This window comes from Marinobacter sp. BW6, assembly GCF_008107725.1.
Taxonomy (GTDB): Bacteria; Pseudomonadota; Gammaproteobacteria; order Pseudomonadales; family Oleiphilaceae; genus Marinobacter.
On record NZ_VIRN01000068.1, the window covers coordinates 91,237 to 118,122 of the forward strand.

At 60.3% G+C, this 26,886-nt stretch carries 23 protein-coding genes; 19 read left to right on the forward strand and 4 right to left on the reverse strand.

What is annotated here, in order from left to right; all coding sequences use genetic code 11:
• Window positions 1-224: 224 nt before the first annotated feature.
• Both FMN52_RS17250 and FMN52_RS17255 read right to left on the reverse strand, forming a co-directional pair.
• The gene (locus FMN52_RS17250) at window positions 225-755 is read right to left on the reverse strand and encodes a response regulator (RefSeq protein ID WP_148609859.1); all 531 of its coding nucleotides are present in this window, start codon (window positions 753-755) and stop codon (window positions 225-227) included.
• On the reverse strand, window positions 752-2,023 hold the full coding sequence (locus tag FMN52_RS17255; RefSeq protein ID WP_148609860.1) for a HAMP domain-containing sensor histidine kinase: 1,272 nt from the start codon (window positions 2,021-2,023) through the stop codon (window positions 752-754). Before FMN52_RS17255 ends, FMN52_RS17250 begins: the two co-directional genes overlap by 4 nt.
• A gap of 138 nt (window positions 2,024-2,161) precedes the next feature.
• Between FMN52_RS17255 and FMN52_RS17260 the strand changes: the two genes are divergently transcribed.
• The 16 genes from FMN52_RS17260 (at window position 2,162) to FMN52_RS17335 (ending at window position 20,000) form a co-directional block, all read left to right on the forward strand.
• The gene (locus FMN52_RS17260) at window positions 2,162-4,171 is read left to right on the forward strand and encodes a TonB-dependent receptor (RefSeq protein ID WP_148609861.1); all 2,010 of its coding nucleotides are present in this window, start codon (window positions 2,162-2,164) and stop codon (window positions 4,169-4,171) included.
• Window positions 4,172-4,429: 258 nt separating this feature from the next.
• Window positions 4,430-5,878 carry a YfcC family protein gene (locus tag FMN52_RS17265; RefSeq protein WP_148609862.1) on the forward strand — a complete coding sequence of 483 codons (1,449 nt, stop codon included), beginning with the start codon at window positions 4,430-4,432 and terminating at the stop codon, window positions 5,876-5,878.
• A 36-nt stretch (window positions 5,879-5,914) separates the two neighbouring features.
• Window positions 5,915-7,144 carry an arginine deiminase gene (locus tag FMN52_RS17270; RefSeq protein WP_148609863.1) on the forward strand — a complete coding sequence of 410 codons (1,230 nt, stop codon included), beginning with the start codon at window positions 5,915-5,917 and terminating at the stop codon, window positions 7,142-7,144.
• An 18-nt stretch (window positions 7,145-7,162) separates the two neighbouring features.
• Complete coding sequence (locus FMN52_RS17275) at window positions 7,163-8,164, forward strand: ornithine carbamoyltransferase (protein WP_148609864.1); 1,002 nt, start codon at window positions 7,163-7,165, stop codon at window positions 8,162-8,164.
• A gap of 1 nt (window position 8,165) precedes the next feature.
• The gene (arcC, locus tag FMN52_RS17280; protein WP_148609865.1) at window positions 8,166-9,074 is read left to right on the forward strand and encodes a carbamate kinase; all 909 of its coding nucleotides are present in this window, start codon (window positions 8,166-8,168) and stop codon (window positions 9,072-9,074) included.
• 10 nt (window positions 9,075-9,084) lie between these two features.
• The gene (gene atpD / locus FMN52_RS17285) at window positions 9,085-10,476 is read left to right on the forward strand and encodes a F0F1 ATP synthase subunit beta (protein ID WP_148609866.1); all 1,392 of its coding nucleotides are present in this window, start codon (window positions 9,085-9,087) and stop codon (window positions 10,474-10,476) included.
• A complete protein-coding gene (locus FMN52_RS17290; protein WP_148609867.1) occupies window positions 10,473-10,883 on the forward strand; it encodes an ATPase in 411 nt (136 codons plus the stop codon). The genes atpD and FMN52_RS17290 overlap by 4 nt, the downstream gene beginning before the upstream one ends.
• Window positions 10,880-11,191 (forward strand): AtpZ/AtpI family protein, encoded by a 312-nt coding sequence (locus FMN52_RS17295; RefSeq protein ID WP_148609868.1) that lies wholly within the window; start codon window positions 10,880-10,882, stop codon window positions 11,189-11,191. The genes FMN52_RS17290 and FMN52_RS17295 overlap by 4 nt, the downstream gene beginning before the upstream one ends.
• Window positions 11,178-11,474 (forward strand): ATP synthase subunit I, encoded by a 297-nt coding sequence (locus tag FMN52_RS17300; RefSeq protein ID WP_240339524.1) that lies wholly within the window; start codon window positions 11,178-11,180, stop codon window positions 11,472-11,474. Before FMN52_RS17295 ends, FMN52_RS17300 begins: the two co-directional genes overlap by 14 nt.
• Window positions 11,474-12,169 carry a F0F1 ATP synthase subunit A gene (locus FMN52_RS17305; RefSeq protein ID WP_148609869.1) on the forward strand — a complete coding sequence of 232 codons (696 nt, stop codon included), beginning with the start codon at window positions 11,474-11,476 and terminating at the stop codon, window positions 12,167-12,169. Before FMN52_RS17300 ends, FMN52_RS17305 begins: the two co-directional genes overlap by 1 nt.
• Window positions 12,166-12,453 (forward strand): F0F1 ATP synthase subunit C, encoded by a 288-nt coding sequence (locus tag FMN52_RS17310; RefSeq protein WP_148609870.1) that lies wholly within the window; start codon window positions 12,166-12,168, stop codon window positions 12,451-12,453. The genes FMN52_RS17305 and FMN52_RS17310 overlap by 4 nt, the downstream gene beginning before the upstream one ends.
• A gap of 3 nt (window positions 12,454-12,456) precedes the next feature.
• A complete protein-coding gene (locus FMN52_RS17315; protein WP_148609871.1) occupies window positions 12,457-13,224 on the forward strand; it encodes a F0F1 ATP synthase subunit B in 768 nt (255 codons plus the stop codon).
• Window positions 13,217-14,752: a F0F1 ATP synthase subunit alpha gene (locus FMN52_RS17320; RefSeq protein ID WP_148609872.1), complete on the forward strand. Its 1,536-nt coding sequence runs from the start codon at window positions 13,217-13,219 to the stop codon at window positions 14,750-14,752. The genes FMN52_RS17315 and FMN52_RS17320 overlap by 8 nt, the downstream gene beginning before the upstream one ends.
• Window positions 14,736-15,638 carry a FoF1 ATP synthase subunit gamma gene (locus FMN52_RS17325; RefSeq protein ID WP_148609873.1) on the forward strand — a complete coding sequence of 301 codons (903 nt, stop codon included), beginning with the start codon at window positions 14,736-14,738 and terminating at the stop codon, window positions 15,636-15,638. The genes FMN52_RS17320 and FMN52_RS17325 overlap by 17 nt, the downstream gene beginning before the upstream one ends.
• A 67-nt stretch (window positions 15,639-15,705) precedes the next feature.
• Window positions 15,706-16,773 (forward strand): efflux RND transporter periplasmic adaptor subunit, encoded by a 1,068-nt coding sequence (locus FMN52_RS17330; protein ID WP_148609874.1) that lies wholly within the window; start codon window positions 15,706-15,708, stop codon window positions 16,771-16,773.
• Complete coding sequence (locus FMN52_RS17335) at window positions 16,770-20,000, forward strand: efflux RND transporter permease subunit (protein ID WP_148609875.1); 3,231 nt, start codon at window positions 16,770-16,772, stop codon at window positions 19,998-20,000. The genes FMN52_RS17330 and FMN52_RS17335 overlap by 4 nt, the downstream gene beginning before the upstream one ends.
• Window positions 20,001-20,010: 10 nt before the next feature.
• On the opposite strand, the gene FMN52_RS17340 is transcribed toward FMN52_RS17335, so the two are convergent.
• Together FMN52_RS17340 and FMN52_RS17345 are read right to left on the reverse strand one after the other, a co-directional pair.
• Window positions 20,011-21,066: a GGDEF domain-containing protein gene (locus FMN52_RS17340; RefSeq protein ID WP_148609876.1), complete on the reverse strand. Its 1,056-nt coding sequence runs from the start codon at window positions 21,064-21,066 to the stop codon at window positions 20,011-20,013.
• Window positions 21,067-21,185: 119 nt separating this feature from the next.
• Window positions 21,186-21,635, reverse strand: coding sequence for a potassium channel family protein (locus FMN52_RS17345; RefSeq protein ID WP_148609877.1), 450 nt, complete (start codon window positions 21,633-21,635; stop codon window positions 21,186-21,188).
• Between the two features lie 153 nt (window positions 21,636-21,788).
• On the opposite strand from FMN52_RS17345, the gene FMN52_RS17350 reads away from it, so the two are divergent.
• The 3 genes from FMN52_RS17350 to FMN52_RS17360 are packed head-to-tail and all read left to right on the forward strand — an operon-like array spanning window position 21,789 to window position 26,879.
• Window positions 21,789-23,027: a biotin/lipoyl-binding protein gene (locus tag FMN52_RS17350; protein WP_148609878.1), complete on the forward strand. Its 1,239-nt coding sequence runs from the start codon at window positions 21,789-21,791 to the stop codon at window positions 23,025-23,027.
• Window positions 23,024-26,185, forward strand: coding sequence for an efflux RND transporter permease subunit (locus FMN52_RS17355; RefSeq protein WP_148609879.1), 3,162 nt, complete (start codon window positions 23,024-23,026; stop codon window positions 26,183-26,185). The genes FMN52_RS17350 and FMN52_RS17355 overlap by 4 nt, the downstream gene beginning before the upstream one ends.
• A gap of 10 nt (window positions 26,186-26,195) precedes the next feature.
• Entirely contained in the window at window positions 26,196-26,879 is a 684-nt protein-coding gene (locus FMN52_RS17360; RefSeq protein WP_148609880.1) for an ABC transporter ATP-binding protein, read from the forward strand.
• Window positions 26,880-26,886: the final 7 nt, after the last annotated feature.

Genomic DNA, 26,886 nt, shown 5'->3' on the forward strand with positions numbered 1-26,886 from the left:
TTAATGAACTCTCCTCCGTGTGAGACTTCTGCGACTATATCAGCGGGACCGGGGTTCATGGCCGTCCGTAATTGTCGCGACGGCCTGGAATCTGTCGGGCTTTCCAGGCATTTGAGATCGGGGCTGATGGCGGAGCATGCTACCGGAATACCCTCGAAAAAACATGGGTAAATGGTAGAACCTGATTGATGGGTGTCAGTTTTTTGCCAGTTCGCCGGCGTCTGTTAGCGCCAGCGCGAGTGTTTCTGGAGCTTCCGTTGCAGGGTACGGCGATGCATGTTCAGGGCCCGGGCGGTGGCAGAGACGTTGCCTTCATTCTCGTTGAGAACCCGCTGGATGTGCTCCCACTCCATCTCCTCGACGGACGGCGGCTCAGCCCGGAGATCCGGCGGGGCATCAATCGGCTCGAACCCGGCCAGTAGCTGACTGACGGTCACCGGTTTGCAGAGGTAGTTCACAGCCCCCCGGCGCATGGCTTCGACCGCTGTGGCGATACTTCCGTAGCCGGTGAGTACCAATACTTCCAGGTCCGGACGCATGTCCAGTAACTCCGGCAGCAATTGCAGGCCGCTCTCGCCGGCCAGATTCAGATCCAGCACGCATCGGTGAACGTGTCCTTCCGACAGGGCCGCTTTCGCCTCCTGTTGCCCGTGGGCAAGCCGGGCTTCAATGCCCTGACGACTGAGTGAACGCTGAAGCACCTGCAGAAAGGCGTCATCGTCATCAATAAGCAGCCAGGCCCGCTGTTCGCTCATGCTTGGTCTCCCATTAGGCTGTTGGTCTCCGCCGTGATCGGCAGATCAATGATGATGGTGGTGCCCTCCGAGCTGCCCCGGGCTTTCAGTGTGCCGCCAAGGCGTTGGATGGTGGCGTTGGACAGGAACAGCCCAACGCCGAGACCATTTTCCGAACTGACCACCTGGTCGCCAAGCGTACCCTCGGGGGTGGATTCCAGACCATCACCATGGTCTTCCACAACCAATTCCATCCGGCCTTCGCCACCCTCTCGGGCAGCAACAGCCACCCAGGAAGGACTGGCGGTGACCGCGTTGGCCAGAACATTCAGCACAGCCTGATCCAGGGTGGCATCCACGGCCAGGGGGCAGTCCGGTACCGGCTTCTGCCATTCAATGGCGGCAGCCGGCCAGAGCAGGGTGGCGGATTCCCTGAGTCGTGCGACCCAGTCCCGGGCGGTCAAGATTTCCAGTTGTGCGGTTTTTGCCTGTATCGCTGCAGTGGAGAGTTGTTGAAGGTGGCCACTGCAAAGGCCCAGTTGCGTTTCCATCAGTGCAAGGTCGTCTGCCATGGGATCGCCGCCGGAGAGCGCAGATTTCATTTCCTCCACCAGCAGGGTCATGGTGTTCAGCGGCGTGCCCAGGCGATGGGCTACAGCGGCTGCGGAAAGCCCCAGGGCGATGATTTGTTCATCCCGCAGCCGGGTCTCCCGTATCTGGGCAAGCTGCGATTGTTGCTGGCGCAGACGACGGGCCAGGGCGCCGACAACCAGGAGGAGGATGGCGGCGGTTGTGGCGAAGGTGACCCACATGCCGACAAGGTGCAGCTGGGCCAGATTGGCGCTGTGATGCTCATGGGTTACCGGGGTATGCCAGATCACCAGGGAGGTATAGACCGCCACTCCGGCAACGGTTACGGCAATGCTCTGGCCCAGCGGTACCAGCACAATGGCCACGGCAATGGGCAGCAGCAACAGGGAAACCAGGGGGTTGGTATAGCCACCGGTCAGATAAAGCCAGGCTCCGATCATGAGCAGGTCGACAATCAGCACCAGGCTGACGACCTGTGTCGAGCGAGGCGGTCGCCGGGTAAACCAGAGCCAGGCCAGGGTCGCCAGAACGCCGTACGCCAGTGGCAGGATGACCGATTCCGCGCGATGGGCCAGGGTCACCATGGTTTCCGCCACGGCGATCGAAATCAGCTGCAGCGCAACAATTGTCAAACGCATGCCCAGCAGATAGCGGGCAGTCTGTTGAAATCCGGTCTGTGAGTGGGTCAACCATTCCATAACGCGCATTCTAGCGGTTTTTTCGTTCTGGATACTCGGTAATACCTCCGAGGGGATGCGGCATTTGGTCTCAGGCGCAGGCGCCCGCCGATCTTTATGATTGGCGCCAGATATCAGAGCTGGTCAGGATAAGGTTGTATGGCGACAGTAGTTGGAGTGCGCTTCATTGGATTTTTCGCTGCGGGATTGGCTTCGCTTCCTGCCGGAGTGCTGGCACAGGAGAGTTCTCAGGAGCTGACTGTGATTCGTGTGACCGAGGGGCAGAGCGTTGAAGAAGCCTCCGCCAAGCTGGCGTCAGAGCCGGTTGAACGATTGGCCGCTGACCCGTCGGTCTCGCTCTCCCGGATGGGCGGTCGGGGACTGGAGCCGGTGATACGGGGACAGAGCCAGGAACGGGTGGATGTCCTTCTGGACGGTATTCGCGTAGAGGGAGCATGCCCGAATCGCATGGACCCGCCCACCAGTCGTCTGAGCTCAGCCCTGGCTCCCTTGCTGGAAGTGCGTACCAGCAACCAGACTCTGCGTTGGGGCCCGATTGCCGGTGGCCAGGTGGTCGCCACCACCGCGGCGCCGGTTTTCAATGATTCAGGCACCACGGGCCACCTCACGGTTGGCGGCGCTGACAACGGCAATGGCAAGCTGATCAATGGCAGTGCCGCCGTCGGCAGCGAGACTGCGTGGCTCCGGCTGGCGGGGGGATATGACGAGGCGGATGACTACGAGGATGGCGACGGTAACGAGGTCCGCAGCGCCTACAAGAACTCCGAGGCTCGCCTGGATGCAGCGTGGAAGGCGGATAACGGATTCTATATCAAGGGGCTGGTAAGCCGGCAGGAAGAGCGGGACGTGAAATACGCCGGCTCCGGCATGGATGCACCGAAAACCGATACCGACATCATGCGCCTGGAACTGGGTTCGCCGGTGGCTAACGGAAACTGGAACCTGCTGGCCTGGCAGGCCGACGTTGATCACATCATGGATAACTTCAGTCTTCGCGAATCCATGATGAAAATGCTGACGGATTCCGAGACCGAAACCCGGGGACTTCGACTGACCCTGGACCAGAGTCCGGATGGCAGAACCGACTGGGCCATTGGTGCCGATGTTGAGACCAATAACTGGCACGCCGAACGGTTTGGCGGAGCGAATCTTGATGTCCTTACTTCCGTACTCTGGCCCGACGTGGATCGCGACCGTTTTGGCCTTTTCGCTGAACGCTTCTACCGGGTAACGCCCGAGTTAAAGCTCGGCGGTGGTGTGCGCTACGACCGCGTAGAAATGTCCGCTGCGGCAGCCGACAAGGTGTTTGGCAGTGGCATGATGGCCATGTCGGCTGCAGATGCCTACCAGACAATCTATGGCACCACCAATACCGATGTTGCCGATGATAATTTCAGTGGCTTTGTCAGCAGCGACTGGCGGTTCTCCCCGATCCAGTCGCTGGTGGTTACAGCCAGCCACAGTGTCCGAAGCCCCAGTGTGACTGAGCGTTACATTGCCAGCTGGAACAACATGGACCCCGCAAGGCGCTGGGTGGGCAATCCTGCTCTGGACCCGGAGACGCACCGCAAGCTGGAACTGGCGATGCCCGGCCAGAACAATGGCTGGCACTGGCGTCCGGCTATATGGGTGGATCAGGTGGATGATTTCGTGCTGCGCACCCGGAACGCGGATCAGGTCAGCGTCTACCGCAATATCGATGCGCGGCTGATGGGCGTTGAAGGGCAGCTTGGATGGAGCAACGGCACCTGGAGCACCAATAGCAGCCTGGCCTCGGTGCGGGGTGAGAACCGGGACGAGAATAAGCCCTTGCCGCAAATTCCCCCGGTGCAGTTTATTCAGACCCTTGGCTGGCAGCATATGGGGCATGCCCTGGAACTGGAGTGGGTGCTGGCCCGCCGCCAGGACCGCGTGGATCTGGAATCCGGCCAGGATCCTGGCACTTCACCGGGCTATGGTGTGCTGAACCTGTCCGGGAGCCACCCGCTCGCAGACTATCTGAGCGTTAGCTGGGCAGTGGATAACCTGTTCGATAATACCTGGGCGCCCCACGTTAGCCGGGCCAATACTGATCCATTCAACCCCGAAGCCGTAAGAGTTAATGAGCCTGGCCGGACGCTGCGTGCCGCACTGACAGCCAGGTGGTAAGACCTTGCATGGCGGTTACCCGCTTCTCATAGCCGGCGGGTGACATTCTTGCCCCGAGTGGAACCAACTCCTCCACCCGGGGCTTTTTTATGGCTGATTAAAAATTGCTCTATCTCAACTTCTGATCCCACTTCATGAACTATGCTCTAGCCATGCAGATCTGAGCCAGTGGTGCGCAACCACTGAGGAAGTGTTCAGCCCCTGAGGTTCCCGGAAAGAACCTGTCTGCACCATGCGATTCAGGAAAGGAGACGCATCGTGACTGAAGACGAAAAACTGCCAGAAAATCCCGAAACCGACCTTGCTTCCCGATTCCCTACTGCCTACACCATTCTCTTTGGCCTGATTATTCTGGTGGCCGCGCTGACCTGGATTATCCCGGCCGGGCAGTATGAGCGCGCCATGAATGAAGAGGTTGGTCGGGAAGTGGCGGTTCCGGGCACATACCAGACCGTCGATCCGAACCCGCAGGGCTTCGTTGATGTGATGTTGGCACCGACAGCCGGGTTCTATGATCCGGACAGTTATGTCGCCAATGCCATCGATGTTGCGCTATTCGTATTGTTTCTGGGTGGTTTTCTGGGCGTGATGAATGCCACGGGCGCCATAGATACCGGTATCCGCAGCGCGATGCGGCATCTGAAAGGCCACGAGATCTGGATGATACCGATACTGATGGTGCTCTTCGCGATCGGCGGCACGACCTACGGTATGGCAGAGGAGACCCTGGCCTTTTACGCCATTCTGATCCCCGTGATACTTGCTGCCGGATACGACGCTGTGACGGGCGTTGCCATCATTTTGATCGGCGCCGGCATTGGCGTGCTGGGTTCCACGATTAACCCCTTTGCCACGGTAATTGCAGCCAATGCGGCGGGTATCCCTTTCACTGACGGTATCGTGCTGCGTTTTGTTCTGTTGATCGGCGGCCTGTTGATCTGTATCGGCTACGTGATGCGCTATGCCCGCCGGGTAAAAACCGATCCGTCGAGATCGGTGGTCGCCAAGCAATGGGCGGCGCACAAGAAGCTGTTTCTGCAGGGCGATGATCAGGAGATTCACAGCGCCACCCTGACGACAACCCAGATTATTGCCCTGATTATCTTTGCCCTGACCTTTGCCGTGATGATCTGGGGTGTGTCATCCCAGGGCTGGTGGATGGCCCGGATGGGCTCCCTGTTCTTTGGTGCAGCCATTGTCATTGGCATCATTGCACGGCTGGGAGAAAAGAAACTCACCGGCAGTTTTGTCGATGGAGCACGGGATCTTCTGGGCGTTGCCCTGGTGGTCGGCCTTGCTCGCGGCATTGTGGTGATCATGGAACAGGGCATGATCGCCGATACCATCCTGCACAGCGCCGAAACCTCGCTGGGTGGCCTGCCGGAACTGGCTTTTATCAACCTGATGTTCTGGATCGAGGTGGGCATGAGTTTCTTCGTGCCGTCGTCCTCCGGCCTGGCCGTCCTGTCCATGCCGATCCTCGCGCCGCTGGCGGATTTTGCCAACGTAGGGCGGGATCTGGTGGTGACTGCCTACCAGTCTGCCAACGGTCTGGTGAACCTGATCAATCCCACCTTTGCGGTCGTGGTTGGCGGGCTTGCCATCGGGCGGGTGTCCTACGATCGGTGGCTCGCATTTATCTGGCCTCTGCTGCTTATTCTGACCGTGTTTATCACAGTGGTCATCAGCGTCGGCACACTCTTGTGAATCCCGCTGTGAATTTGCGACAAAAGGAGTCTTGTCATGTCTGAACAAACACTTGGCGTGCACTCAGAAACCGGGACCCTGCGCCAGGTCATCATCTGCCGGCCGGGGCTGGCTCACCGTCGGTTGACGCCGTCCAACTGCGATGCCCTGTTGTTCGATGATGTCTTCTGGGTGAAGCAGGCCCAGAAAGATCATGACGTGTTTGCCAGCGTGATGCGTGGTCGGGGCGTGGAGGTTCTGGACGTCAACGAGTTGCTGGCGGAAACGCTGGCGATTCCTGAGGGCCGGGCCTGGATTCTCGACCACCGGATCAACTGGAACCACATCGGCGTGGGCATGGTGTCGGATCTGCGGGCCTGGATGGATGAGTTGCCCGAGAAGGCACTCGCCGAATTTCTGATCGGCGGCCTGGAGGTGGCCGATCTGCCATTCGATCCGGTCGGCCTGTTCGGCAACCATCTGGGGCGTTTCGGGTTCGTATTGCCGCCGCTGCCCAACTTCCTGTTCACCCGGGACAACAGCGCCTGGGTGTATGGCGGGGTCACCCTGAACCCCATGTACTGGGCTGCCCGTAAGCCGGAAACCCTGCTGATGGCTGCCATCTACAGATTCCACCCAAAATTTGCCGGCAAGGTGAACGTGCACTGGGGCGATCCTCTGGAAGACCACGGCCTGGCCACCCTGGAGGGTGGGGATATCATGCCGCTGGGGAACAGAACGGTTCTGGTGGGCATGGGCGAGCGATCCTCTCCCCAGGCGATCGGGCAACTATCAAAAGCTCTCTTTGATGGCGGGATGGTGGATCGGGTGATTGCCTGCCAGCTGCCCAAAACCCGGTCGGCCATGCACCTGGATACGGTGTTTACCTTCTGTGGCGGCAACGTGGTCACCGCCTTCAAGGAAGTGGCCGATGCCGTTATCTGCTACGACCTGCGCCCCGGTGAGGGCGCCAAAACACTGGCCTTCAGTCAGGATTCCCGACACCTGTTTGAGGTGGTTGCGGAGATTCTCGGCTATCCGGCCCTGGAGGTCGTGGCAACGGGGGGCGACACGCCGGAAGAGCGTGAGCGGGAACAGTGGAACGACGGCAACAACGTGCTGGCCCTGAGCCCCGGTGTGGTTGTCGGTTACGACCGTAATGACGATACCAATGCGGCGCTGGCCGCTGCGGGCATCGAGGTTCTGGCAATACCCGGTGCCGAGCTGGGCCGTGGCCGGGGCGGCGGTCGGTGCATGAGTTGCCCGACCATCCGGGATGCTATCTGACAGCCAGGGAGATACGTTATGGCATTCAATCTCAAGAACCGGCACTTTCTGACCCTCCGGGATTTTACCCCCAGGGAAATTGCCTTTTTGTTGAAGCTGTCCGCAGACCTGAAGACGGCCAAGTACGCTGGCACCGAAGTGCCCAAGCTCGAAGGCAAGGACATCGCACTGATCTTCGAGAAGAATTCGACGCGAACCCGGGTCGGGTTCGAAGTCGCCGCCTTCGACCAGGGGGCGCGAGTAACCTACCTGGGGCCGACCGGAACCCATATCGGCCACAAGGAATCGGTGAAAGATACGGCGCGGGTCCTCGGCCGGGTCTACGATGCCATCGAGTACCGGGGGTTTGGACAATCCGTTGTGGAAGAACTGGCCCAGTACGCAGGCGTCCCGGTCTACAACGGGCTCACCAACGAGTTTCATCCCACTCAGATACTGGCGGATTTCCTGACCATGCAGGAGCATGTGGAAAAGCCGCTGCGGGATGTGGCCTACGTGTTCATCGGCGATGCCGCCAACAACATGGGCGACAGCCTGCTGATCGGCGGCGCCAAGATGGGTATGGACGTGCGTTTGTGCGCACCGAAAGCCTGCTGGCCCGATCAGACCGTGCAGGACGAGGCCCGGGCGCTGGCGGCTGAAACCGGCGCTCGTATCACCATTACCGATGATGTTGATAGTGCCGTTGCCGGTGTCGATTTCGTCTATACCGATGTCTGGGTGTCGATGGGCGAGCCAAAGGAAAAATGGGCCGAACGCATCAAACTGCTGATGCCTTACCAGGTGAACGCAGCCCTGATGGCAAAAACCGGCAATCCCCGGGCTCGATTTATGCACTGTCTGCCAGCCTTTCACAACACCGAGACCGTGGTGGGGAAGGAGATTCAGGAGACCTATGGCATTGACGCCATGGAGGTGACGGAAGAAGTGTTTGAGAGCCCTGCGTCCATCGTTTTTGATCAGGCCGAGAACCGCATGCACACCATCAAGGCCGTCCTCGTGGCGACGCTGGGAGGCTGACATGCTGGTTGTAGCAGCTTTGGGTGGCAACGCCCTTCTGAAACGCGGGGAGCCGCTTACTGCAGAGGTCCAGCGCAACAACGTGCAAATTGCGGCCCGATCGCTGGCCGCGGTTGTCCGGGCCGGCCACGATCTGGTGGTCACCCATGGGAATGGGCCACAGGTCGGGCTGCTGGCTTTACAGGGCGCCTCCTACAAACCGGATGAGGCCTACCCGCTGGATGTCCTGGGAGCGGAAACGGAGGGCATGATCGGCTACATGATCGAACAGGAGCTGGAGAACGCCCTGGAACATGACCGGCCGGTCGCAACCCTGCTGACTCAGGTCGTGGTGGATCCCAAAGACCCGGCTTTTGAAAAGCCGACCAAGTTTGTAGGGCCGGTCTATGACCGTGAAGAGGCCGAGCGCCGGGCAGCCGGTGCAGGCTGGAGCATTGCGCCGGACGGTGACAAATGGCGCCGGGTGGTGCCGTCGCCGAAACCTCTGGAAATACCGGACATGCGCGTACTGAAGTTACTGCTCGATCGGGGCGTGGTCGTGGTGTGTGCCGGCGGTGGCGGAATACCGGTGCTGCGTCGGGACGATGGCAGCATGGTCGGCATTGAGGCGGTCATCGACAAGGACGCCGCCAGTGCGTTGCTGGCCAGCCAACTCGGAGCGGACGCGTTGCTCCTGTTAACCGATGTGGATGCTGTTTACCGGGATTTCGGAACCGACCAGTCGACGGCGCTCTCGGAACTGACAGTGTCAGAGGCGCGGGCGCTGGATATGCCTGCCGGCTCCATGGGCCCGAAACTGCAGGCCGCCTGCGATTTTGCCCAGGCTGGCGGGATCAGCGGCATTGGCCGGCTGCAGGACGCCGTGGCCATACTGGAAGGATCGGCGGGCACTCGCGTGTCTGCCGGGTAACGGCCCTGCTATGAGCCAGAACGAGCCCCGGGACGCTCCCAAGGATGATGGCACAGGGACTGTCGTAGCCATTCGTGGCGGCGTGGTGAGTGTGCGGTTTCCGGAGCCGGTGCCCCACATTCGCGAGCTGCTGTTCGCCGGCAAGATTGCTCTTGAGGTGGCCGCCCTGGAGGACAGAGGCGTGGTCCGATGTATAGCACTGGCTCCGGTGAAAGGGCTGGGGTTGGGCACGCTGGTCCGGGCAACCGGATCATCAATTACTGTACCGGTGGGTGATACCACTCTGGGCCGAATGCTGAACGTATTTGGGGCGCCCGTGGATAACCAGCCTGCGCCGGCTACCAGTGAGCGCCGCGCTATCCATCAGCTCCCGCCCCTGCTGGAAGATCGTGTGGTTCGTAGCCAGATCCTGGAAACCGGCATCAAGGCCATTGATCTGTTATCGCCCATCGAGCGGGGTGGAAAAACCGGTCTGTTTGGCGGTGCCGGTGTCGGCAAGACGGTGCTGATTACCGAACTGATCAACAACACCGTGCAGCAGCACAAGGGCGTCAGCCTGTTTTGCGGTATTGGCGAGCGCTCCCGGGAAGCGGAAGAGCTCTATCGGGAAATGGGTGAGGCCGGCGTGCTCGAAAACACGGTCATGCTGTTCGGGCAGATGAATGAAGTTCCCGGGGTCCGGTTCCTGATCGGCAAGACGGCGCTGACCATGGCGGAGTATTTCCGCGACGAACAGCGTCGGGATGTGTTGTTGCTGATCGACAATATTTTCCGCTTTGTCCAGGCCGGTTCGGAAGTCTCCGGATTGCTGGGGCGTATGCCCTCCCGGGTGGGCTATCAGCCGACACTGGCCACTGAACTGGCCGAGCTGGAGGAGCGAATCACTTCGACCCGCAGTGCCGCCATTACCTCGGTTCAGGCGGTTTATGTGCCTGCCGACGACTTCACCGATCCCGCCGCTGCCCATATTTTTTCCCACCTTTCCGGTTCGGTGGTGCTGTCACGGAAGCGGGCGAGCGAAGGTCTGTATCCGGCCATTGATCCCCTGGCGTCCTCATCGGTCATGCTCACACCATCGGTGGTCGGGCAGAGGCATTACGACATTGCCCGGGCGGTTCGCAGAACCCTGGCCGAATACGAGGAGCTACGCGACATCATCGCCATGCTCGGCATTGAAGAGCTCTCGGCGGGTGATCGAACCACCGTGGCCCGTGCCCGCAGGCTGGAACGCTTCCTGACCCAGCCGTTTTTTACCACCGCAGCCTTTACCGGTGCCGAGGGCAAGCGTGTGACCATCGCCGAGACGCTCAATGGTTGTGAGGCGATTCTTGAGCAGACTGAATTCGATCAGAATGAGAGTGAGTACTACATGATTGGCGCATTGCCAGAGGCGGTCGCATGACGCTCGCTGAGGAAATGGACGTCTTTCTCCGGCTCCCGACCCGGATGCTCTTCCAGGGCAAGGCCCGCAAGCTGTTCGCCGTTGCCGAAAACGGAGCTTTCGGGATGCTGCCCAATCACATCGATTTTGTCACCTCGCTGGTGCCGTCGGTGCTGATTCTGACTCTGGAAGATGGCCGTGAGCAGATCTTCGGTATCGACGAGGGCATCCTCGTGAAACAAGGGTACAAAGTGGACATTGCGATCCGCCGCGGTGCTCCGGGCAAGGATCTGGATACCCTGCAGGAGAGTGTCCGCAAGAACTTTATTGAGGTGGACGAAGACGAACGAGTGGCACGGTCCGCCTTGTCCAGGCTGGAGGCTGGCATGGTGCGCCGGTTTGCAGACCTGCAGCGGCCCAAACCATGAATCCACAGCGTGGCACGCCGGAAGACGACATTGGGCGTCGGGCCCGGCGCCTGAAAAAGGCCCGGGACAATCCGGGTGTCAGCCCGCTGCGTGGTCTGGGTGCCTTCGGGATGATTGGCTGGTCCATTGCAGTGCCGACCGTTGGTGGTGCCTTTCTCGGGCTCTGGCTGGAGCGCACCGTGCCGCAGGATTTCCCCTGGGTGCTCGCCCTGATTCTGGGGGGCGTGACTCTGGGTGGCTTCATTGCCTGGGCGTGGATTGGTAGGGAAAGCAAGGAAGAGGAGGAGCAGGACCATGATGATCATTGACTGGCCGGACATGCTTTGGGGCTTTGGTGTCGGCGTGGCTGTGAGCATTCTCTATTTCGCGGGTCTGGCAGCGAGTGTACGTTTTGCTCTGGACTCTTCCAGACCATCCGCGGTACTTCTGCCCAGTGCCGTGGTGCGCATCGGATTGCTGCTGGCGGTGGGTTGGCTGGTGACAGGGGGCGCGACCCTGATTTGGGCTTTCGCGGGCTACGGGGCGGCGTTTTTTCTGGTGCGCTACCTGGCGATGTTACTGGCACGAATACCGCACCCGGAGGAAGTCTGATGGAGCTGACGCCCGATGAAACAACGCTATTCACGGTCTGGGGCCTGGATATCAGTGAGACAGTGGGCTTCACCTGGGGCGTCATGATCCTGCTGACCCTCACTTCCATCCTTGTTACCCGAAACTTACGTCCGGATGTGCCACCGAACCGCTGGCGCACCACCCTGGAAGTGATTGTGACGGCGATCCAGAGCCAGATCGAGGAAATCTCGCCGCGAGCCTCTCGCCATGTGCTCTATTTTTCCGGAACGCTGTTCCTGTTTATTGCATTTTCGAACCTCTTGCTGGTTGTGCCAGGATTCACGCCGCCGACGGCCTCGCTTTCCACCACGGCGGCTCTGGCTCTATCGGTCCTGATCGCCGTGCCCCTGTTCGGTATTACCCGACAGGGCATCGGCGGTTATCTGAAAACCTACGTGCAGCCCTCTGTGGTGATGCTGCCGTTCAATATCATCAGCGAATTCTCGCGCGGTATATCCCTGGCCATCCGACTGTATGGCAACGTCATGAGTGGTGCGGTGATCGCAGGCATCCTGTTGGGCGTTGCGCCGTTCTTTTTTCCTGTGGTCATGGATGTCCTCGGATTGCTCACAGGTCTGATTCAGGCCTACATATTCGCCATCCTGGCGACGGTTTACATCTCATCGGCGACAGCCACCGCTGGAAAGCCTTTGCCCAAGGAGAAAGACAAATGAGTGACTTTGCTCTGATTGCTGCGGTCTCTATTCTGACCGCTGGCCTGTCCGTGGCTTTTGGTGCAATCGGCCCGGCGCTCGGGGAGGGCCGGGCTGCCGCCGCGGCGCTTGCTGCCATTGCCCAGCAGCCGGATTCCGCCTCTACCTTGTCGCGGACCCTGTTCGTCAGCCTGGCCATGATCGAGTCCACGGCCATCTACTGTTTTGTCGTGGCGATGATTGTCCTGTTTGCCAATCCGTTCTGGGATCAGGCGCTGCAGGCCGCTCAGTCGGCGGCAGGTTGAATCATGTCCGTTGACTGGATCACGGTGCTTGCCCAGATCGGTAATTTTCTGGTGCTGGTCTGGCTGCTCAAGCGTTTTCTGTACAAGCCCATCCTGAATGGAATCGATGCCCGTGAGTCCGAGATCGCAGCACGAATGGGGGAAGCTGAGATAGCGCAGAAGCAGGCCTCAGTAGCTGAAGCTGCGTTTCTGGAGCAGAAGCGGGCATTGCTGGTCGACAACTCCGAACAGGTGGAGCGTTTTCGTCAGCAGACGGAAAAAGAGAAAGACACTTTGCTCGCCGTCACGCGGGAGAGCCTGGAACGGGAAAAACAGGAATGGCAGGCACATCTGAATTCAGAGCGGGACCGATTTATCAGTGAGTTGCAGCTGGCCAGCGCCGAAACACTTTACCAACTGGTGCGGCGGGCCCTGCGTGATCTGGCGGATGAGGACCTCGAGGAGCGTATTGGGCTGCATGTGATCGGAAAGCTGAAGTCCATGAAGCCGGAGCTGGTCTCCGCCGCTGGCAACGCGGAACAGGCTGTTGCGACCACTCATAAGCCGCTCCCGGACAGAACACAGGAAAAGATTCGAACGGCGTTGGCAGGCCTGGCCCCGGACCTCGAGTTGGGTTTCACGACGGATCCCGGTCAGGCTCCGGGGCTGATCCTGCGTGTTGGCAGCGTTCAGGTGGCCTGGACGGTCGACAGTTATACCGATGAGCTGACCGGAATGTTATCCGAACGCTTGGCGTCGGGTGGGACCGGATGGATGCAAAATCATGGCTGAGAAACCGTCCTTTACTCCGGCCAGGAACTTTTTGGGTGCCTTACTGGACGGCCCGACGCCTGCCCCTGCGCTGACCGAAGTGGGCACGGTTGCCGAGGTTGGTGACGGTATTGCTGTTGTCTCTGGCCTTGCCCGGGCCCTTGCTGACGAGTTGCTGGTGTTCGCTTCGGGCGTCCGGGGTGTGGTGCTGGATCTGGAGCCGGATCGACTGGGCGTGATTTTGCTCGGGCCTTCTGATCGGGTCACCTCGGGAGAGGATGTCTGGCGAACCCATAAAGTATTCAGTGTACCGGTGGGCACGAGCCTTATCGGCCGCATACTTGATGCCACCGGAAGCCCGCGTGACGGCAAGGGAGCTGTAGTGTCGACCGCTGAGCGACCGGTGGAGGCGAGCGCGCCCGGCATACTGAGCCGGGCTCCGGTGAACCGACCGCTGGCCACCGGTATCAAGGTCATTGATGGTGCGGTCCCGATCGGTCTGGGCCAGAGGGAGCTCATCATTGGGGACCGACAGACCGGAAAAACGTCCATTGCTATCGATACGATTCTCAACCAGGCCCGCTCAGACGTACTGAGCATTTACTGTGCAATCGGCCAGCGCGGAGACGCGGTTGCCCGAGTTATTGAAACCCTGCGGAAAGCCGGCCGGCTGGCGAGCGCCATTGTTGTTGCGGCCGGGGATGAGGACGCGCCCGGGCTGGCCTATGTCGCACCCTATGCAGCGATGACGATGGCGGAATACTTTTCCGACCAGGGGCGGGATGTACTGGTGATTTTCGACGATCTTACCCACCATGCCCGCTCCTATAGGGAACTGTCTCTGCTACTGCGCCGCCCGCCCGGCCGGGAAGCTTTCCCCGGGGATATCTTCTATGTGCATGCCAGATTGCTGGAGCGAGCCGGTCAATTCACCGCAGACGCCGGGGGTGGTTCCATTACCGCACTGCCCGTTGTCGAAACGCAGGCTGAGAATCTGTCCGCCTACATTCCGACAAATCTAATCTCCATAACCGATGGGCAGATCTACCTCTCGCCGAGGCTGGTGAGGAAAAACCAGTTTCCTGCGGTGGATATCGGGCTATCGGTATCGCGGGTCGGGGGAAAGGCCCAGCACCGCGCCTTTCGGGAAGTGGCTGGCAATCTGCGTGTCACCCTGTCCCAGTTCGAGGAGCTGGAGGATTTTGCCCGATTCGGAACCCGGCTGGACGACAACACCAAGGCCCGCTTGAACCGCGGGGCTGCAGTGCGCACTGCGCTGCGACAGCCCGAGCGGGATCCAATGCCAGCCGTCGAGCAGCTTCTGGTATTGATGGCGGCCCTGGAAGGGCTGCTTGATGGCCTGCCGGAGAAAGGCGTTGCCGAGGTCATGGTCAGGATGCGGAACAGTATTGGCGACTCTCTGAAAGATGTCGCCGAGAGCATCCGGCAGAATCGTTCGCTGGAGGAAGAGGAAAAGAGAAGCCTTTTGATGGTGGCCCAGGTTGCACTGGGAATGCCGGGAGACGATCGTCATGGCCCAGACACTTGAAACCCTGTCCAGACGGACCGAAACCCTGAGCAGTATTCGCAGCATTGTTCACACCATGAAAACCATGTCTGCGATTAACGCCGTGCCCTACGAGCACGCTGCCCGGTCCATTGAGTCCTATCATCAGACAGTGCTGAGAGGCATTCGGGCGTTCGTTGCCAAAACCGGGCCTATTTCGGTACCGGCAGTTACCCAGGCCGAGCGGCTGTTAGTGGTGTTCGGTTCTGATCATGGTCTGTGTGGCAACTACAACGAGGTGCTTGCTGAAAGCGCACGGTCAGAAGCATTGACGATGGGCGGCCATGCCCGGGTACTGTGTGTGGGTGCCCGCATGAGTGATGCCCTGACCGATCAGGGGGTCAGGCCGGAGTCTACCTTTCTGCCGCCGGCGTCGGCTGATGGTATCGGGCGTCTGGCGAGCGACATCGTGACGCGACTGGACGAAATCGGAGGCGGCGATGTGCATAACAGGATCGCCGTTACCCTTGTGTTCACCCGACGGGCCGAAAAGGGGCAGCGTGAATCGGAAGTGAGCCAAATGCTGCCGCTGGCCTCCACGTTGCTTTCTGATCCCGCGAAGTCTGGATGGCAATCCCGCTCCCTACCTGACTATACGATGCAGCCAACACCCCTGCTCGCAGCGCTGCTGCGCAACCATATTTTCGCCAGTGTTTTTCGCGCTTCGGCGGAAGCGATGGTTACTGAGAACGCGGCAAGGCTGGCATTGATGCAGCAGGCAGAGCAGGCGGTTGATGATCGGCTGGAGGAGGTTGGCGGCCAGTTCCGTCTGGTGCGTCAGGATGAAATAACCAACGAGCTTATGGACATTATTATCGGATTTGAGGCTCTGAAAAAGAAACCTTCCTCCCATTTTGCCAGCGCCTGAACTGTTCCCGGAGCTTATTTTTGATAACCTTGTGTTCTTACCTCATAACCATAATCGGAGATGCCCGATGGAACGGATAGCCGCTGCGTGCATTGTCGTGGTCTTGATGATGCAGGCCTCCATTGCGCTGGGCCAGAGCAGTGGCCCGGAGTTGGTGGCAGCCATTGCCGAGCGCAGCGAGTTGCACGAGACCGTGCACCTCGATGGCGTCATCGAAGCCGTGCAGCAGAGCACCGTCTCTGCGCAGACCAGTGGCACCGTCCAGAACCTGCCCTACGATGTTGACGATTCCGTTGCCGCCGGCGACCTGATTGTCCAGCTGGAGGATAGTGAACAGCGGTCCCGTCTGCGCCAGGCCGAGGCCGGGCTAGAGGAGGCCGAGGCGGCACTGGCGGATGCAAGCCAGCGCTTTGAGCGTATCGAAGCGGTACACGAGCGGGGCCTGGTGTCCCGGCAAGAATTCGACCAGGCCCGCAACAACCTTGCTGCCGCCCGTGCCCGGGTCGAGCGCGCCCGGGCTTCGGTTTCCGAAGCGCAGGAGCAGCTCTCCTACACCCGTGTGCTGGCACCTTATGGTGGCATTCTCACCGAACGTCATGTCGAAGTTGGGGAATCGGTCAATCCCGGCCAGCCGCTACTCAGTGGCTTGTCCCTGGAGCAACTTCGGGTTGTGGTTGATCTTCCCCAGAAATATGCCGATCTGGCCCGCACGGAGCGCCAGGCTCAGGTCACGCTGGCCGATGGCCGGGTGCTGGAAACCGGTGAGATGACCTTCTACCCCTATGCAGATCCGCAAACTCACACCTTCCGCCTGCGGATGCGGCTGAGTGAACCCAATGGTTCCCTGTTTCCCGGCATGCTGGTGAAAGTCAGTGTGCCGGTTGCCAGCCGCAAGGCCCTGTGGGTTCCGGCCAGCAGCCTGATTCAACGCAGCGAGCTCCGGGCGGTATTTGTGCTCGATGATCAGGATCAGCCCAGGCTGAGGCAGGTTCGCACCGGGGTGCGGGACAATGGCCGTCTGGAGATTCTTGCGGGCCTGAGCGAGGGCGAGCGGGTAGTCACAAACCCGTCGTCGCTGGTGGGCAGCGAGCGCCTGAATCCGCTTGAAAGAACGGGCGAGGAGTCGAATCCGTGAGCCGTGATTTGCCGCCTGTTGGCCTTTCTGGCGCTATTGCCCGGGTTTTCCAGGACAACCACCTGACACCGCTGCTGGCCATTTTGGCGATCATTCTTGGCGTACTCGCCGTGGTGGTCACGCCCAAAGAGGAAGAGCCCCAGATCGATGTCACCATGGCCGATATCATGGTGGCGTTTCCCGGCGCCAGCACCCGGGAGGTGGAAAGCGCGATCGCCACGCCTGCTGAACAGGTGATGAGCGAGATCAAGGGCGTGGAGCACGTCTATTCCGTGTCCCGCCAGGGCCAGGCGGTCATCACGGTGCAGTTCGAGGTGGGCATTCCGCGGCAGGAAGCCCTGGTCAGGCTCTACAATCAGGTGTATTCCAACCAGGACTGGTTGCCGCCCAACCTGGGCGCGACCCAGCCGGTGGTCAAGCCCAAGGGTATCGATGATGTCCCGGTGATGACACTCACCCTCTACGATCCCGTCAACGGGCATACGGGGGAGGAACTGACCCGCCTGGCGCACATGCTGGAAGTTGCCCTGAAACGGGTTCCCGGCACCCGGGACGTTTATACCACCGGCGGGATTCCGGATCGCGTGGATATCCGGTTCGATCCGGCGTTGCTGTCCGGCTTCAATCTCACCATCGACGACATCCGGAACGCCCTGGCGGCGGCCAACACGAGCAGCCAGGAGGCACGGATTACCCGGGACAATCTGTCGATACCGGTTCAGGCCGGAACGTTGCTGGAAACCGTGGAGGATGTCCGGCGCCTTGTTGTGGGCATGCACAATGGTGCCGCGGTGTACCTGCAGGACGTGGCAGAGGTCGGCAGGGGTGGCACCGTCGCGGACCAGAGTGTGATGACCGGATTCGGACCGGCCCGGGAAGCCGGCGTGGCTGGTCAGCCTGGCGAGGTTTACCCGGCGGTTACCCTGGCCATTGCCAAGAAGCCGGGCGAGAACGCCATTAATATCACCACGGCCATTGAAGACCGCCTGGACCAGCTGCGAAACCGGGCCCTGCCGGAATCCGTGGAAGTGCTGGTGACCCGGGACTATGGCGTAACCGCCTCCCAGAAAGCCCGCAAACTGATTACCGATCTGATCTCCGCCACTTTGTGCGTTGTGCTGCTGGTGCTGGCGGCCATGGGCTGGCGCCAGGCCCTGATCGTCGGCGTTGCGGTTCTGATTACCCTGCTGCTGACGCTGGTATTTTCATGGGCCTGGGGTTTCACCCTGAACCGGGTGTCCCTGTTCGCGCTGATTTTCTCCATCGGCATCCTGGTGGACGACGGCATCGTCATCACCGAGAACATCAATCGCCGGATCCAGAACTCCCGTCGGGCGGTGAAGGACATCATCCCGGTAGCCGTGGATGAGGTTGGCACGCCCACCATCATGGCCAGTCTCACCATTATGGCGGCGCTGATTCCGATGGCGTTTGTCAGCGGCCTGATGGGACCGTATATGAGTCCGATTCCGATCAATGCCTCAGCCGGTATGGTGTTGTCCCAGGTTGTGGCCTTTGTGGTGGCGCCCTGGCTGGCCTTCAGGCTTCTAAAACACAAAAAGGGGGAACAGGCCGCCGAGGCCGAGGAGGCGTCCAGCTCCGCGGATGGTGTCAGTCCTTTGTCCCTGCGAATTTTCCGGACCGTGCTTGGGCCATTTCTGGGCGATCATCCCTGGCGTCGCCGTTTGCTGGCACTGGGGGTGGTGGGTCTGACACTCGCGGCTTCGTCATTGCCGGTGTTCCAGGCGGTGATCCTGAAGATGCTGCCGTTCGACAACAAGTCGGAATTGCAGGTTGTGGTCGATATGCCCGAGCGCACCCCCATGGAGCAGACCCAGCGGGTGTTGTTGGACATGGGCAGCTACCTGGAAACAGTGGACGAAGTGGCCAGCTGGCAAACCTACGCCGGCACCGCCTCGCCCATCAATTTCAACGGCCTGGTGCGGCAGTATTACCTGCGTGGCGATCCCTACCATGGCGATATCCAGATCAATCTCATGGATGAGGAGAATCGTGACCGGTCGTCCCATGTGATTGCCCAATCTCTCCGGGATCCGCTGACCGACATTGGTGACCGGTACGGAGCCAGCGTGAAGATTGTCGAGGTGCCGCCTGGACCGCCGGTACTCTCACCCGTGGTGGCCGAGATCTACGCGGTGGGTGAAATCCGCCGGGCAGAGCTGGCACGGCAAGTGGCCGAAGGCATGACCAGAGTCGACGGCCTGGTGGATATCGACACCACCCTGGAGGCACCCACACGGCAGTGGGAAGTCGTCGTGGATCGGGACCGTGCGGCACGGCTTGGTGTTTCCCAGGCCCAGGTCGTTGGTGCCCTGCAGACGGCGCTTGGCGGAACCGGAGTCAGCTTCCTGCACGATGATCATGCCAAATACCCGGTTCCGATCCGGGTGATTCTGGGCGAAGGCGACAAGGCCCAGCCATCGGTGCTGTTATCGCTGAAGGTGCGCAGCCGCAGTGGCACGCTGGTTCCCCTGGCAAGCATTGCGGACGTTCGCGAAGCCGACTGGATGGGGGCGATCTACCACAAGGATCTGCTACCAGTGACCTACGTGACGGCAGATATGGCGGGGGATATCGATTCGCCACTGTACGGCATGTTTGCCATGGTGGAACTTCTGGAGCAACAGGAGGGGGCGCCGGAGCAGTATTTCATTGATCAGCCCCCCTTGCCGGAAAAGGGCACCCTGAAATGGGACGGCGAATGGCAGATCACTTACGAAACCTTCCGGGATATGGGCGCCGCATACAGCGTGGGGGTGTTCATGATTTTTGTTCTGCTGGTGGCCCAGTTCCGCTCCTACATCCTGCCGCTGGTGATCATGGCGCCCATCCCGCTGACCCTGATCGGCATCATGCCTGGCCATGCGCTGCTGGGTCGCGAGTTCACGGCCACCAGCATGATCGGCATGATTGCCCTGGCCGGCATCATTGTGCGCAACTCGATCCTGCTCGTGGTATTTATCCAACAGCTGATCGAGGAGGGTGTCGAGCTTGATGAAGCGGTGGTTCTGGCCGGCGCGGTGCGGATCAAGCCGATTGCCCTGACGGCTATTTCGGCGATGGTGGGTGCTTACTTCATCCTGAACGATCCGATCTTTAACGGTCTGGCCATATCGCTGGTGTTTGGCCTGGCCATGTCGACACTCCTGACCGTTCTGGTTGTGCCTTTGCTTTATTACACGCTGGCGCGCTGCAAGTGGGTGTGAAAACAGAGGATTACGCCTGGCAGGGAGCCAGAGCGCTGTCGGATCTGATGATCCGGTTACGCCCCGAATCCTTGGCGTGATAGAGGTACTGGTCGGCCCGGCCGATCAGGCTGCGCAGATCGGCGCCGTCCGGCCCAAACTGGGCGATGCCGCCGCTGATGGTTAGCCGGATGGATTGGTCCTGGTAGGGCACAGGGTTGGCTTCAATGGCATGGCGGATCTTGTCAGCTACCCGGTATGCCTGGTCTGCAGTAGTGTTGGTAAGCAGCACCGAGAATTCCTCGCCACCCAGCCGGGTTGCGAGGTCGGTCGCTCTCAGTGAAGCGCGCAGGGTACTGGCAACGTGCCTGAGAGCAAGGTCGCCGGCCTCATGCCCGTGCTGGTCATTGACCTGTTTGAAGTGGTCGAGGTCCAGCACGACCATAGAAAGCGGGGTTCCGTTGCGGAGGCTACGTTTGCGCTCCTGTTCGAAAACGTCGCTCAGGCGTGCACGGTTGGCAAGGCCGGTGAGGGCATCGGTCTGGGCCATTTTCAAGAGACGGGATTCGGATTGTTCCCGGGTGATCTCATAAATGTGCGAGAAGGCGAGAATGGTCAGTGCCATCAGCCCCATATTGGCAATCGGCAGGGGCTGCATCATTTCCGGCGCATCGTGATATTTGAAAAAGAAAATCACGGCTGCCGTGCCCATGAACACGGCAGATATCAGCAGGCCCAGGCGCCGGCCCGTCAGGAGGTGGGAAAGGATGGGAATCAACAGGACCCAGGCGAAGACGGTTGTGGTTGCCAGGGGTGATATGAGTGCGAACATCATGGTGATGCAGAAAGGCAGGATAAAGGCGAGGATCCAGCGTTCCAGGTGCCGTGTGTTGCCGATCGCCCACAAAATAAAAACCGAATAGCACGCCATGCCAAGCTCGGCAAAGGCCAGGGGGTAGTTCTGTCTCTGGACATTGAGGGTAAAAAACAGCAGGCCGCTGATGGCGGTAAAGATCAGCAACGTCTTCAGTACCGCTTTCCGGTAAGGACGGGCAAGGTGCTTCTGTGATTCCCTATAACTTTCCATGGGGCGGGTCTGGGTATCCGGAGCGCTGGGGCGATATGTACAAAGATAGTGCACATGCCGCAAGATCCGGGTATTAGATCAGAATTCGTGCGAAGTAGCCGTCGATTTTCGACTAAAGTCTAGCGGGTGGGCCAGTAGCGCTGCATTTCCACGAACAGGAAGGAGGCACTCCAGGTGATCAGAACCAGCCCGGACAGTGCTTCTATGCCGGTGAGGAAACGCAGGATTCCAAAGGGTTCGACATCTCCATAGCCGACGGTGGTAAATGTGGTGAAGGAGAAGTAGACGCAGTCCAGGATGCTGCCGCTGAAATTGCCGCCCAGTTCGCCCCAGCCTTCGGCATGGTGCATAACATAAAAAGCACCGGCAAAGATCCAGACTTGCAGGGTGTGGGCTGCGAGGACGCCGAATACGGCGGCAATCAGCCGGAAGCGATGACTCTGCCGCATTTTTGACAGGAGTCCGCTCAAATTAATAAGCACTTCGTGGTGGATCAGTACCACGACGGCAACGATCAACCCGTTAATCAGCGTTGCGTTGAGGAGATTGACATGATGTTCTACTGCCAAGATGGATGCTCTCCGTTGCCATGAATGGACGATGCGCCGCGTAAAATTGACGCAGGGCTCAGGCTTGTCCGATCCGAAAACGAGCCTTGATTGTATAGTAGTCTGAACCTAACAGCCCGAAGGGCTTTTTTTACCTTAGCTGGCCAGCAAGTAATGTCCAAACGACTTATTCCCGTATTGATCCTCGCCGTCGGTATCGCCGGCTTCATGATTCTCAAAATGACCCGCCCGGAGCCGGCAGAAGTCAGTGCCACCGAGCGGAGTTGGCGTGTTCAGGTTCAGCAGATTGAGCCGGGCATCCACACGCCGGTTTTGCCCCTGTACGGAGAGGTTCTTGCGCCTGAGCAGCTGACCGTAACCGCTACCCTGGCCGGTCGTATCGGTGCCAGGCCGGTGATGGAAGGGCAGCGTGTCAGTGAGGGAGAGCTTCTGGTGGCTCTGGATGAGGCTGATATCCAACCCGCCCTGGCTCAGGCCGAGGCTCAGGTAAATGATCTGAAAGCCCAGATTCGATCGGAGCAGGTGCGCTACCGGAATGACCAGGCAGCGCTGGCCAGCGAGCAGGCGATTCTCGAGAACGCCCGCCGACAGCTGGAGCGTACCCGATCGCTGTTGAACCGCAACCTTGCCTCCCGAGAGGCACTCGAAGCGGCTACGGATGCCGCTGCCAGAGCGGAGCTGACAGTGAATACCCGGCAGCGCGCGATTGAAGAACATCCGGCTCGGCTGCAGAGCCTGGAAGCGAAACTGGCTCAGGCGGAGGCAAATCTGATCAGCACGCGACGGGATGCCGACCGGGCCCGTATGGTTGCGCCTTTCGACGGCATGGTGACAGACATCCGGGTTGCCGAGGGAGACCAGGTCAGCCGTAACGAATCGCTGCTGTCGCTGTATCCCCTGGATGGTCTTGAACTCAGAGCCAGGGTTCCGGAGATGTTCCGTGCCGAGCTTCTGGATGCGCTGGCGCGCGGGGAAACCCTGACGGCCACCAGCGAGGGTGATCAGCATCGGTTCCGGCTCACCCGTTTCGCCGGCACCAGCGATGCCTCCGGTACCGAGGCCATTCTTGAGCTCGAAGGCGAGGCCAGGGGAATACGGCCCGGGGGCCTCTTGCCCGTGACCCTGGAGCGGGCGGCTCGCAGCAATACCGTGTCGATTCCGTTCAGCGCCCTCTATGGTGCCGACAGTGTTTACCTGATGTCGTCCGACGGCCGGATGGAGCGCGCCCGAATCGAGCGCATTGGCGAGGCCAGAGGCAGCAATGGTGAGCGTCGTCTTCTGGTATCTGGCGAAGCCCTGGTGTCTGGCGCGCAACTGATCACCACGCACCTGCCCAATGCGGTGACCGGCCTGAAGGTGGACGCCGCTGATTCCGGAGCAGCGGAGCAATGAGGCGGAAGAAGGGCGTCATCGGTTTTTTTGTCCACCACCGGGTAGCTGCCAATCTGGTGATGCTGGTCATGCTGCTGGGTGGCGTGCTGGCCCTGACCCGGATGAACATCCAGTTTTTCCCCACCTTTGCCCTGGATGTGGTCAGTGTCCGGGTGGTCTGGAGCGGTGCTTCCGCCGAAGATGTCGAACAGGGCATCACTAACCCACTGGAACAGCGATTACGCAGCGTGGACGGTCTGAAAAAAATGACCTCCACATCGGCCCAGAGTGTGTCTTCAATAACCCTTGAATTCGAGGAAGGCACCAATCCGATTCAGGCCCTGGACGACGTGCGCCAGCAGGTGGATGAATTCACCAATTTCCCCGCCGAGGCGGAAGAACCCCAGGTAACCCGCATTGAACGCTACGAGCCTGTCGCCCGCTTGTTGATGTTTGGCGATGTTGATCGAAGCGAACTGCGGCAGATGGCCTACCGGTTTGAAGATGAATTGCTCCAGCGCGGCATTGACCGCGTGTCGATCCGCGGCCTGCCGGAGCAGCAGATCAGCATTGATGTGCCGGTGGAACGGCTCGAGACATTGGGACTATCACTGGAACAGATTGCCGAACGGGTGGCAGCCATTTCCCGCGACCTGCCCGCCGGCATGATGGCGCAGCAGGACGCCACCCGGGAACTGAGGGCCGTGGAGCAGCGCCGAAGCCCCCAGGAGTTTGAAAACATTCCGGTGCTCAGTGGTGAACGGATCCAGCTTAACCTGGGCGATGTGGCGATCATCCGGCAGGAGGCCCGCGAGAGTCAGGTAACGCTGGAAAAGGACGGCAAGCCGGCGGTTGAGCTGCAGCTGCAGCGATCGGAAAACGGCAATTCGCTGGAAGCGGCCAAGGTGCTGGAAAACTGGTTGGCGGACACCCGGCCGGTGCTGCCACCGACGGTGGAGCTGGAGGTATATGACGAGACCTGGCAGCTGCTGGATGATCGTATTTCTCTCCTGGTGAAGAACGGCCTGGGTGGTCTGGTACTGGTGGTGTGCCTGCTGTACCTGTTTTTGCCGGGCCGGGTCGCCATGTGGGTGGCAATCGGCATTCCGACAGCGTTTCTGGCGGCCATGGCCGTGCTCTGGCTGATCGGTGGCTCCATCAACATGATTTCCCTGTTTGCGCTGATCATGGCACTGGGGGTGATTGTCGACGATGCCATTGTGGTGGGCGAGGATGCCGATGCCCATGCCCGGATGGGGGAGGAGTCAATTTATGCCTCGGAAGGTGCAGCCAAGCGCATGGTCTGGCCGGTGTTGGCCTCTTCTCTAACCACCGTTGCGGCCTTTATGCCCCTGCTGGTGGTGGGTGGTGTCATCGGCAATATCCTGGGCGATATTCCACTGGTGATGATCTGCGTTCTGGTTGCTTCCCTACTTGAGTGTTTCATTGTACTGCCGGCGCATCTGCGCCATGCCTTTGTGCCACGCCGAAAGAAAAAAGCGGAGGCGCCGGAGCCCAAAAAACCGGGCCCGGTGGAACGTTTCCGGCAGGGCTTCGAGCAACGTTTCGACCGGTTCCGGGAAGGCAGGTTCCGGCGTTTTTCCCGGTACAGTCTGCAGCACCGGGGCGCCACGGTAGCCAGCGCATTGACCCTGGCCATCGTTACCGTTGGTTTGCTGGCCGGTGGCCGTCTCGGTTTCAACTTTTTCCCGACCCCGGAGCCCTCTGTCTTCTATGCCAACGCCAGTTTTGTGGCCGGCACCGATCGGGGCACGGTGGATGGTTTCCTGACGCAGATGCAGCGAACGCTCAATGAGACCGAAGAGGCCCTCGGCGGGGACTTTATCCTCCACGCCGTGACCACCCGGGGTGCAACCCAGGGTGCCGAGGGCAGCTCGCGAAGTGGTGACGAACTGGGCTCAATGATGATCGAGCTGGTTCCGTCCGACCGTCGCTCGGTGCGCAATCCGCAATTCATTACCGAGTGGCGTAGTCGGCTGGAGACGCCGGCCGGGCTCGACAATCTGACGATTTCCGAGCGCCAGGCCGGGCCGCCGGGTCGGGATGTAAATGTGCGGCTGACCGGTGAGGACGCCGAACGACTCAAACAGGCCGCCGATGAACTCGGACAGGCGCTGTCGACGCTGCCCGGTGTGCTCGATGTGGAAGACGACATGCCGTGGGGCCGTGAGCAGCTGATTTACCAGGTCAGTGCGTACGGTGAGGCGCTGGGACTGACCACCTCGGATCTCGGGCGCCAGCTTAGGGCGGCCTTTGACGGCCGGATTGCCCAGATCTATCAGGATGGCCGTGATGAAGTGGAGGTTCGCGTCCAGTTGCCTCAGGATCAGCGGGAGCGACTGTCGACGCTTTCCCGTATCACAGTTCGGATCCCTGACGGACGGTTCGTTCCGCTGACCCAGGTTATGAACCTGGATCACCGCCAGGGCTTTCAGGCCTTGCGGCACGCGGAAGGACGACTGGCCGTGGAGGTTACTTCCGGGCTGAACACCCGGGTTAGCACCACGGACCAGATTCTGACCAGTCTCGAGGCAGAAGCCCTGCCGGAGATTGCCAGTCGCTACAACGTGCGTTACAGCTTCGAGGGCCGTGCCGCCGATCAGCGGGAAACTCTGGGTGACATGCAAACCGGCCTGGTTATCGGTCTGGCGCTCATGTACGTGGTGCTGGCCTGGGTCTTTGCCTCCTGGAGCCTGCCACTGATCGTCATGGCCATTATTCCCTTTGCCCTGGTGGGCGCGCTGTTGGGTCACTGGCTGATGGGGCTGCAGCTGACGATCCTCTCCCTGTTTGGCCTGTTCGGTCTGTCCGGTATTGTGGTCAATAACGCCATTATCCTCGTAGCCTTCTATAACCAGCAGCGGAAAAAAGGGCTGGGCATCACCGACGCGCTCAACGAAGCCGCGGTGCAGCGGGTTCGGGCGGTGATGCTGACATCACTGACAACCATCGGCGGTCTGTTGCCCCTGTTGTTCGAGACCTCCCTGCAGGCCCAGTTCCTGATTCCCATGGCCACCTCCATCGCGTTTGGCCTGGGGCTTTCGACCTTGCTGGTGCTGCTGGTGATTCCGGCCTTGCTGTCATGGCTGGAGCAGTTCCGGGAATGGCGCGCACGGCGGCATGGCGACATGGCAGAGCCGATCGGGGCGCCCGACTGACAGGAAAACCATGGTGGATTCTTTGCTATCGGCCCGAGGCCTGAACAAGCAGTTTCGCAGCGGCGATGAACCGGTGCCGGTGCTTACCGATCTTTCGTTGCAACTGGAGGCGGGTGAATCGCTGGCGCTGACAGGCCGTTCGGGCTCTGGTAAAAGCACCCTGTTGAACATCCTGTGCGGCCTGGAAAAGCCCGACTCAGGCACTGTTCAGGTGCTCGGAGAGACATTTGATACCCGGTCAACGGAGGCCGGAAGCAAGGCTGACGCGCGCTGGGGCGACCTTCGCCGACAGCAGATCGGTGTGGTTTTCCAGGAAGCCAATCTGATGCCTGCTCTGTCGCTGCTGGACAATGTGCGTTTTCGGGCAAAGCTTGCCGGTCAACCCGAGGATGATTGCCGGGACTGGCTGGAGCGCCTGGGCATTGGCGAGCTTGCCGACCGCTTTCCGGATCAGGTGTCCGGCGGGCAGCGCCAGCGTGCGTCTCTCGCCATGGTCTTTGCCATGAAGCCGGCCCTGATTCTTGCCGACGAACCGACCGGCAGTCTGGACCGGCATACCGCCGAGGCAGTGATCGGGCAGTTATTCGAGTTGCAGGCGCGGCACGGTTGCGGCCTCATCCTCGCCACCCACGATCCCGAACTGGCCACCCGCTGCAGCCAGCACCTGGATCTTGGCCATCTGCCGGAAACCTGAGCCCGCG

Excerpts from the sequence above, each read along its gene's own strand:
- FMN52_RS17320 (WP_148609872.1), top strand. The coding sequence starts at position 13,217 with ATGGCTGAGAAACCGTCCTTTACTCCGGCCAGGAACTTTTTGGGTGCC.
- FMN52_RS17350 (WP_148609878.1), top strand. The coding sequence starts at position 21,789 with ATGTCCAAACGACTTATTCCCGTATTGATCCTCGCCGTCGGTATCGCC.
- FMN52_RS17255 (WP_148609860.1), bottom strand. The coding sequence starts at position 2,023 with ATGGAATGGTTGACCCACTCACAGACCGGATTTCAACAGACTGCCCGC.
- FMN52_RS17315 (WP_148609871.1), top strand. The coding sequence starts at position 12,457 with ATGTCCGTTGACTGGATCACGGTGCTTGCCCAGATCGGTAATTTTCTG.
- FMN52_RS17305 (WP_148609869.1), top strand. The coding sequence starts at position 11,474 with ATGGAGCTGACGCCCGATGAAACAACGCTATTCACGGTCTGGGGCCTG.
- FMN52_RS17355 (WP_148609879.1), top strand. The coding sequence starts at position 23,024 with ATGAGGCGGAAGAAGGGCGTCATCGGTTTTTTTGTCCACCACCGGGTA.
- FMN52_RS17325 (WP_148609873.1), top strand. The coding sequence starts at position 14,736 with ATGGCCCAGACACTTGAAACCCTGTCCAGACGGACCGAAACCCTGAGC.
- FMN52_RS17310 (WP_148609870.1), top strand. The coding sequence starts at position 12,166 with ATGAGTGACTTTGCTCTGATTGCTGCGGTCTCTATTCTGACCGCTGGC.
- FMN52_RS17275 (WP_148609864.1), top strand. The coding sequence starts at position 7,163 with ATGGCATTCAATCTCAAGAACCGGCACTTTCTGACCCTCCGGGATTTT.
- FMN52_RS17295 (WP_148609868.1), top strand. The coding sequence starts at position 10,880 with ATGAATCCACAGCGTGGCACGCCGGAAGACGACATTGGGCGTCGGGCC.
- arcC (WP_148609865.1), top strand. The coding sequence starts at position 8,166 with ATGCTGGTTGTAGCAGCTTTGGGTGGCAACGCCCTTCTGAAACGCGGG.
- FMN52_RS17260 (WP_148609861.1), top strand. The coding sequence starts at position 2,162 with ATGGCGACAGTAGTTGGAGTGCGCTTCATTGGATTTTTCGCTGCGGGA.
- FMN52_RS17300 (WP_240339524.1), top strand. The coding sequence starts at position 11,178 with ATGATGATCATTGACTGGCCGGACATGCTTTGGGGCTTTGGTGTCGGC.
- FMN52_RS17250 (WP_148609859.1), bottom strand. The coding sequence starts at position 755 with ATGAGCGAACAGCGGGCCTGGCTGCTTATTGATGACGATGACGCCTTT.
- FMN52_RS17290 (WP_148609867.1), top strand. The coding sequence starts at position 10,473 with ATGACGCTCGCTGAGGAAATGGACGTCTTTCTCCGGCTCCCGACCCGG.
- atpD (WP_148609866.1), top strand. The coding sequence starts at position 9,085 with ATGAGCCAGAACGAGCCCCGGGACGCTCCCAAGGATGATGGCACAGGG.
- FMN52_RS17330 (WP_148609874.1), top strand. The coding sequence starts at position 15,706 with ATGGAACGGATAGCCGCTGCGTGCATTGTCGTGGTCTTGATGATGCAG.
- FMN52_RS17340 (WP_148609876.1), bottom strand. The coding sequence starts at position 21,066 with ATGGAAAGTTATAGGGAATCACAGAAGCACCTTGCCCGTCCTTACCGG.
- FMN52_RS17270 (WP_148609863.1), top strand. The coding sequence starts at position 5,915 with ATGTCTGAACAAACACTTGGCGTGCACTCAGAAACCGGGACCCTGCGC.
- FMN52_RS17360 (WP_148609880.1), top strand. The coding sequence starts at position 26,196 with ATGGTGGATTCTTTGCTATCGGCCCGAGGCCTGAACAAGCAGTTTCGC.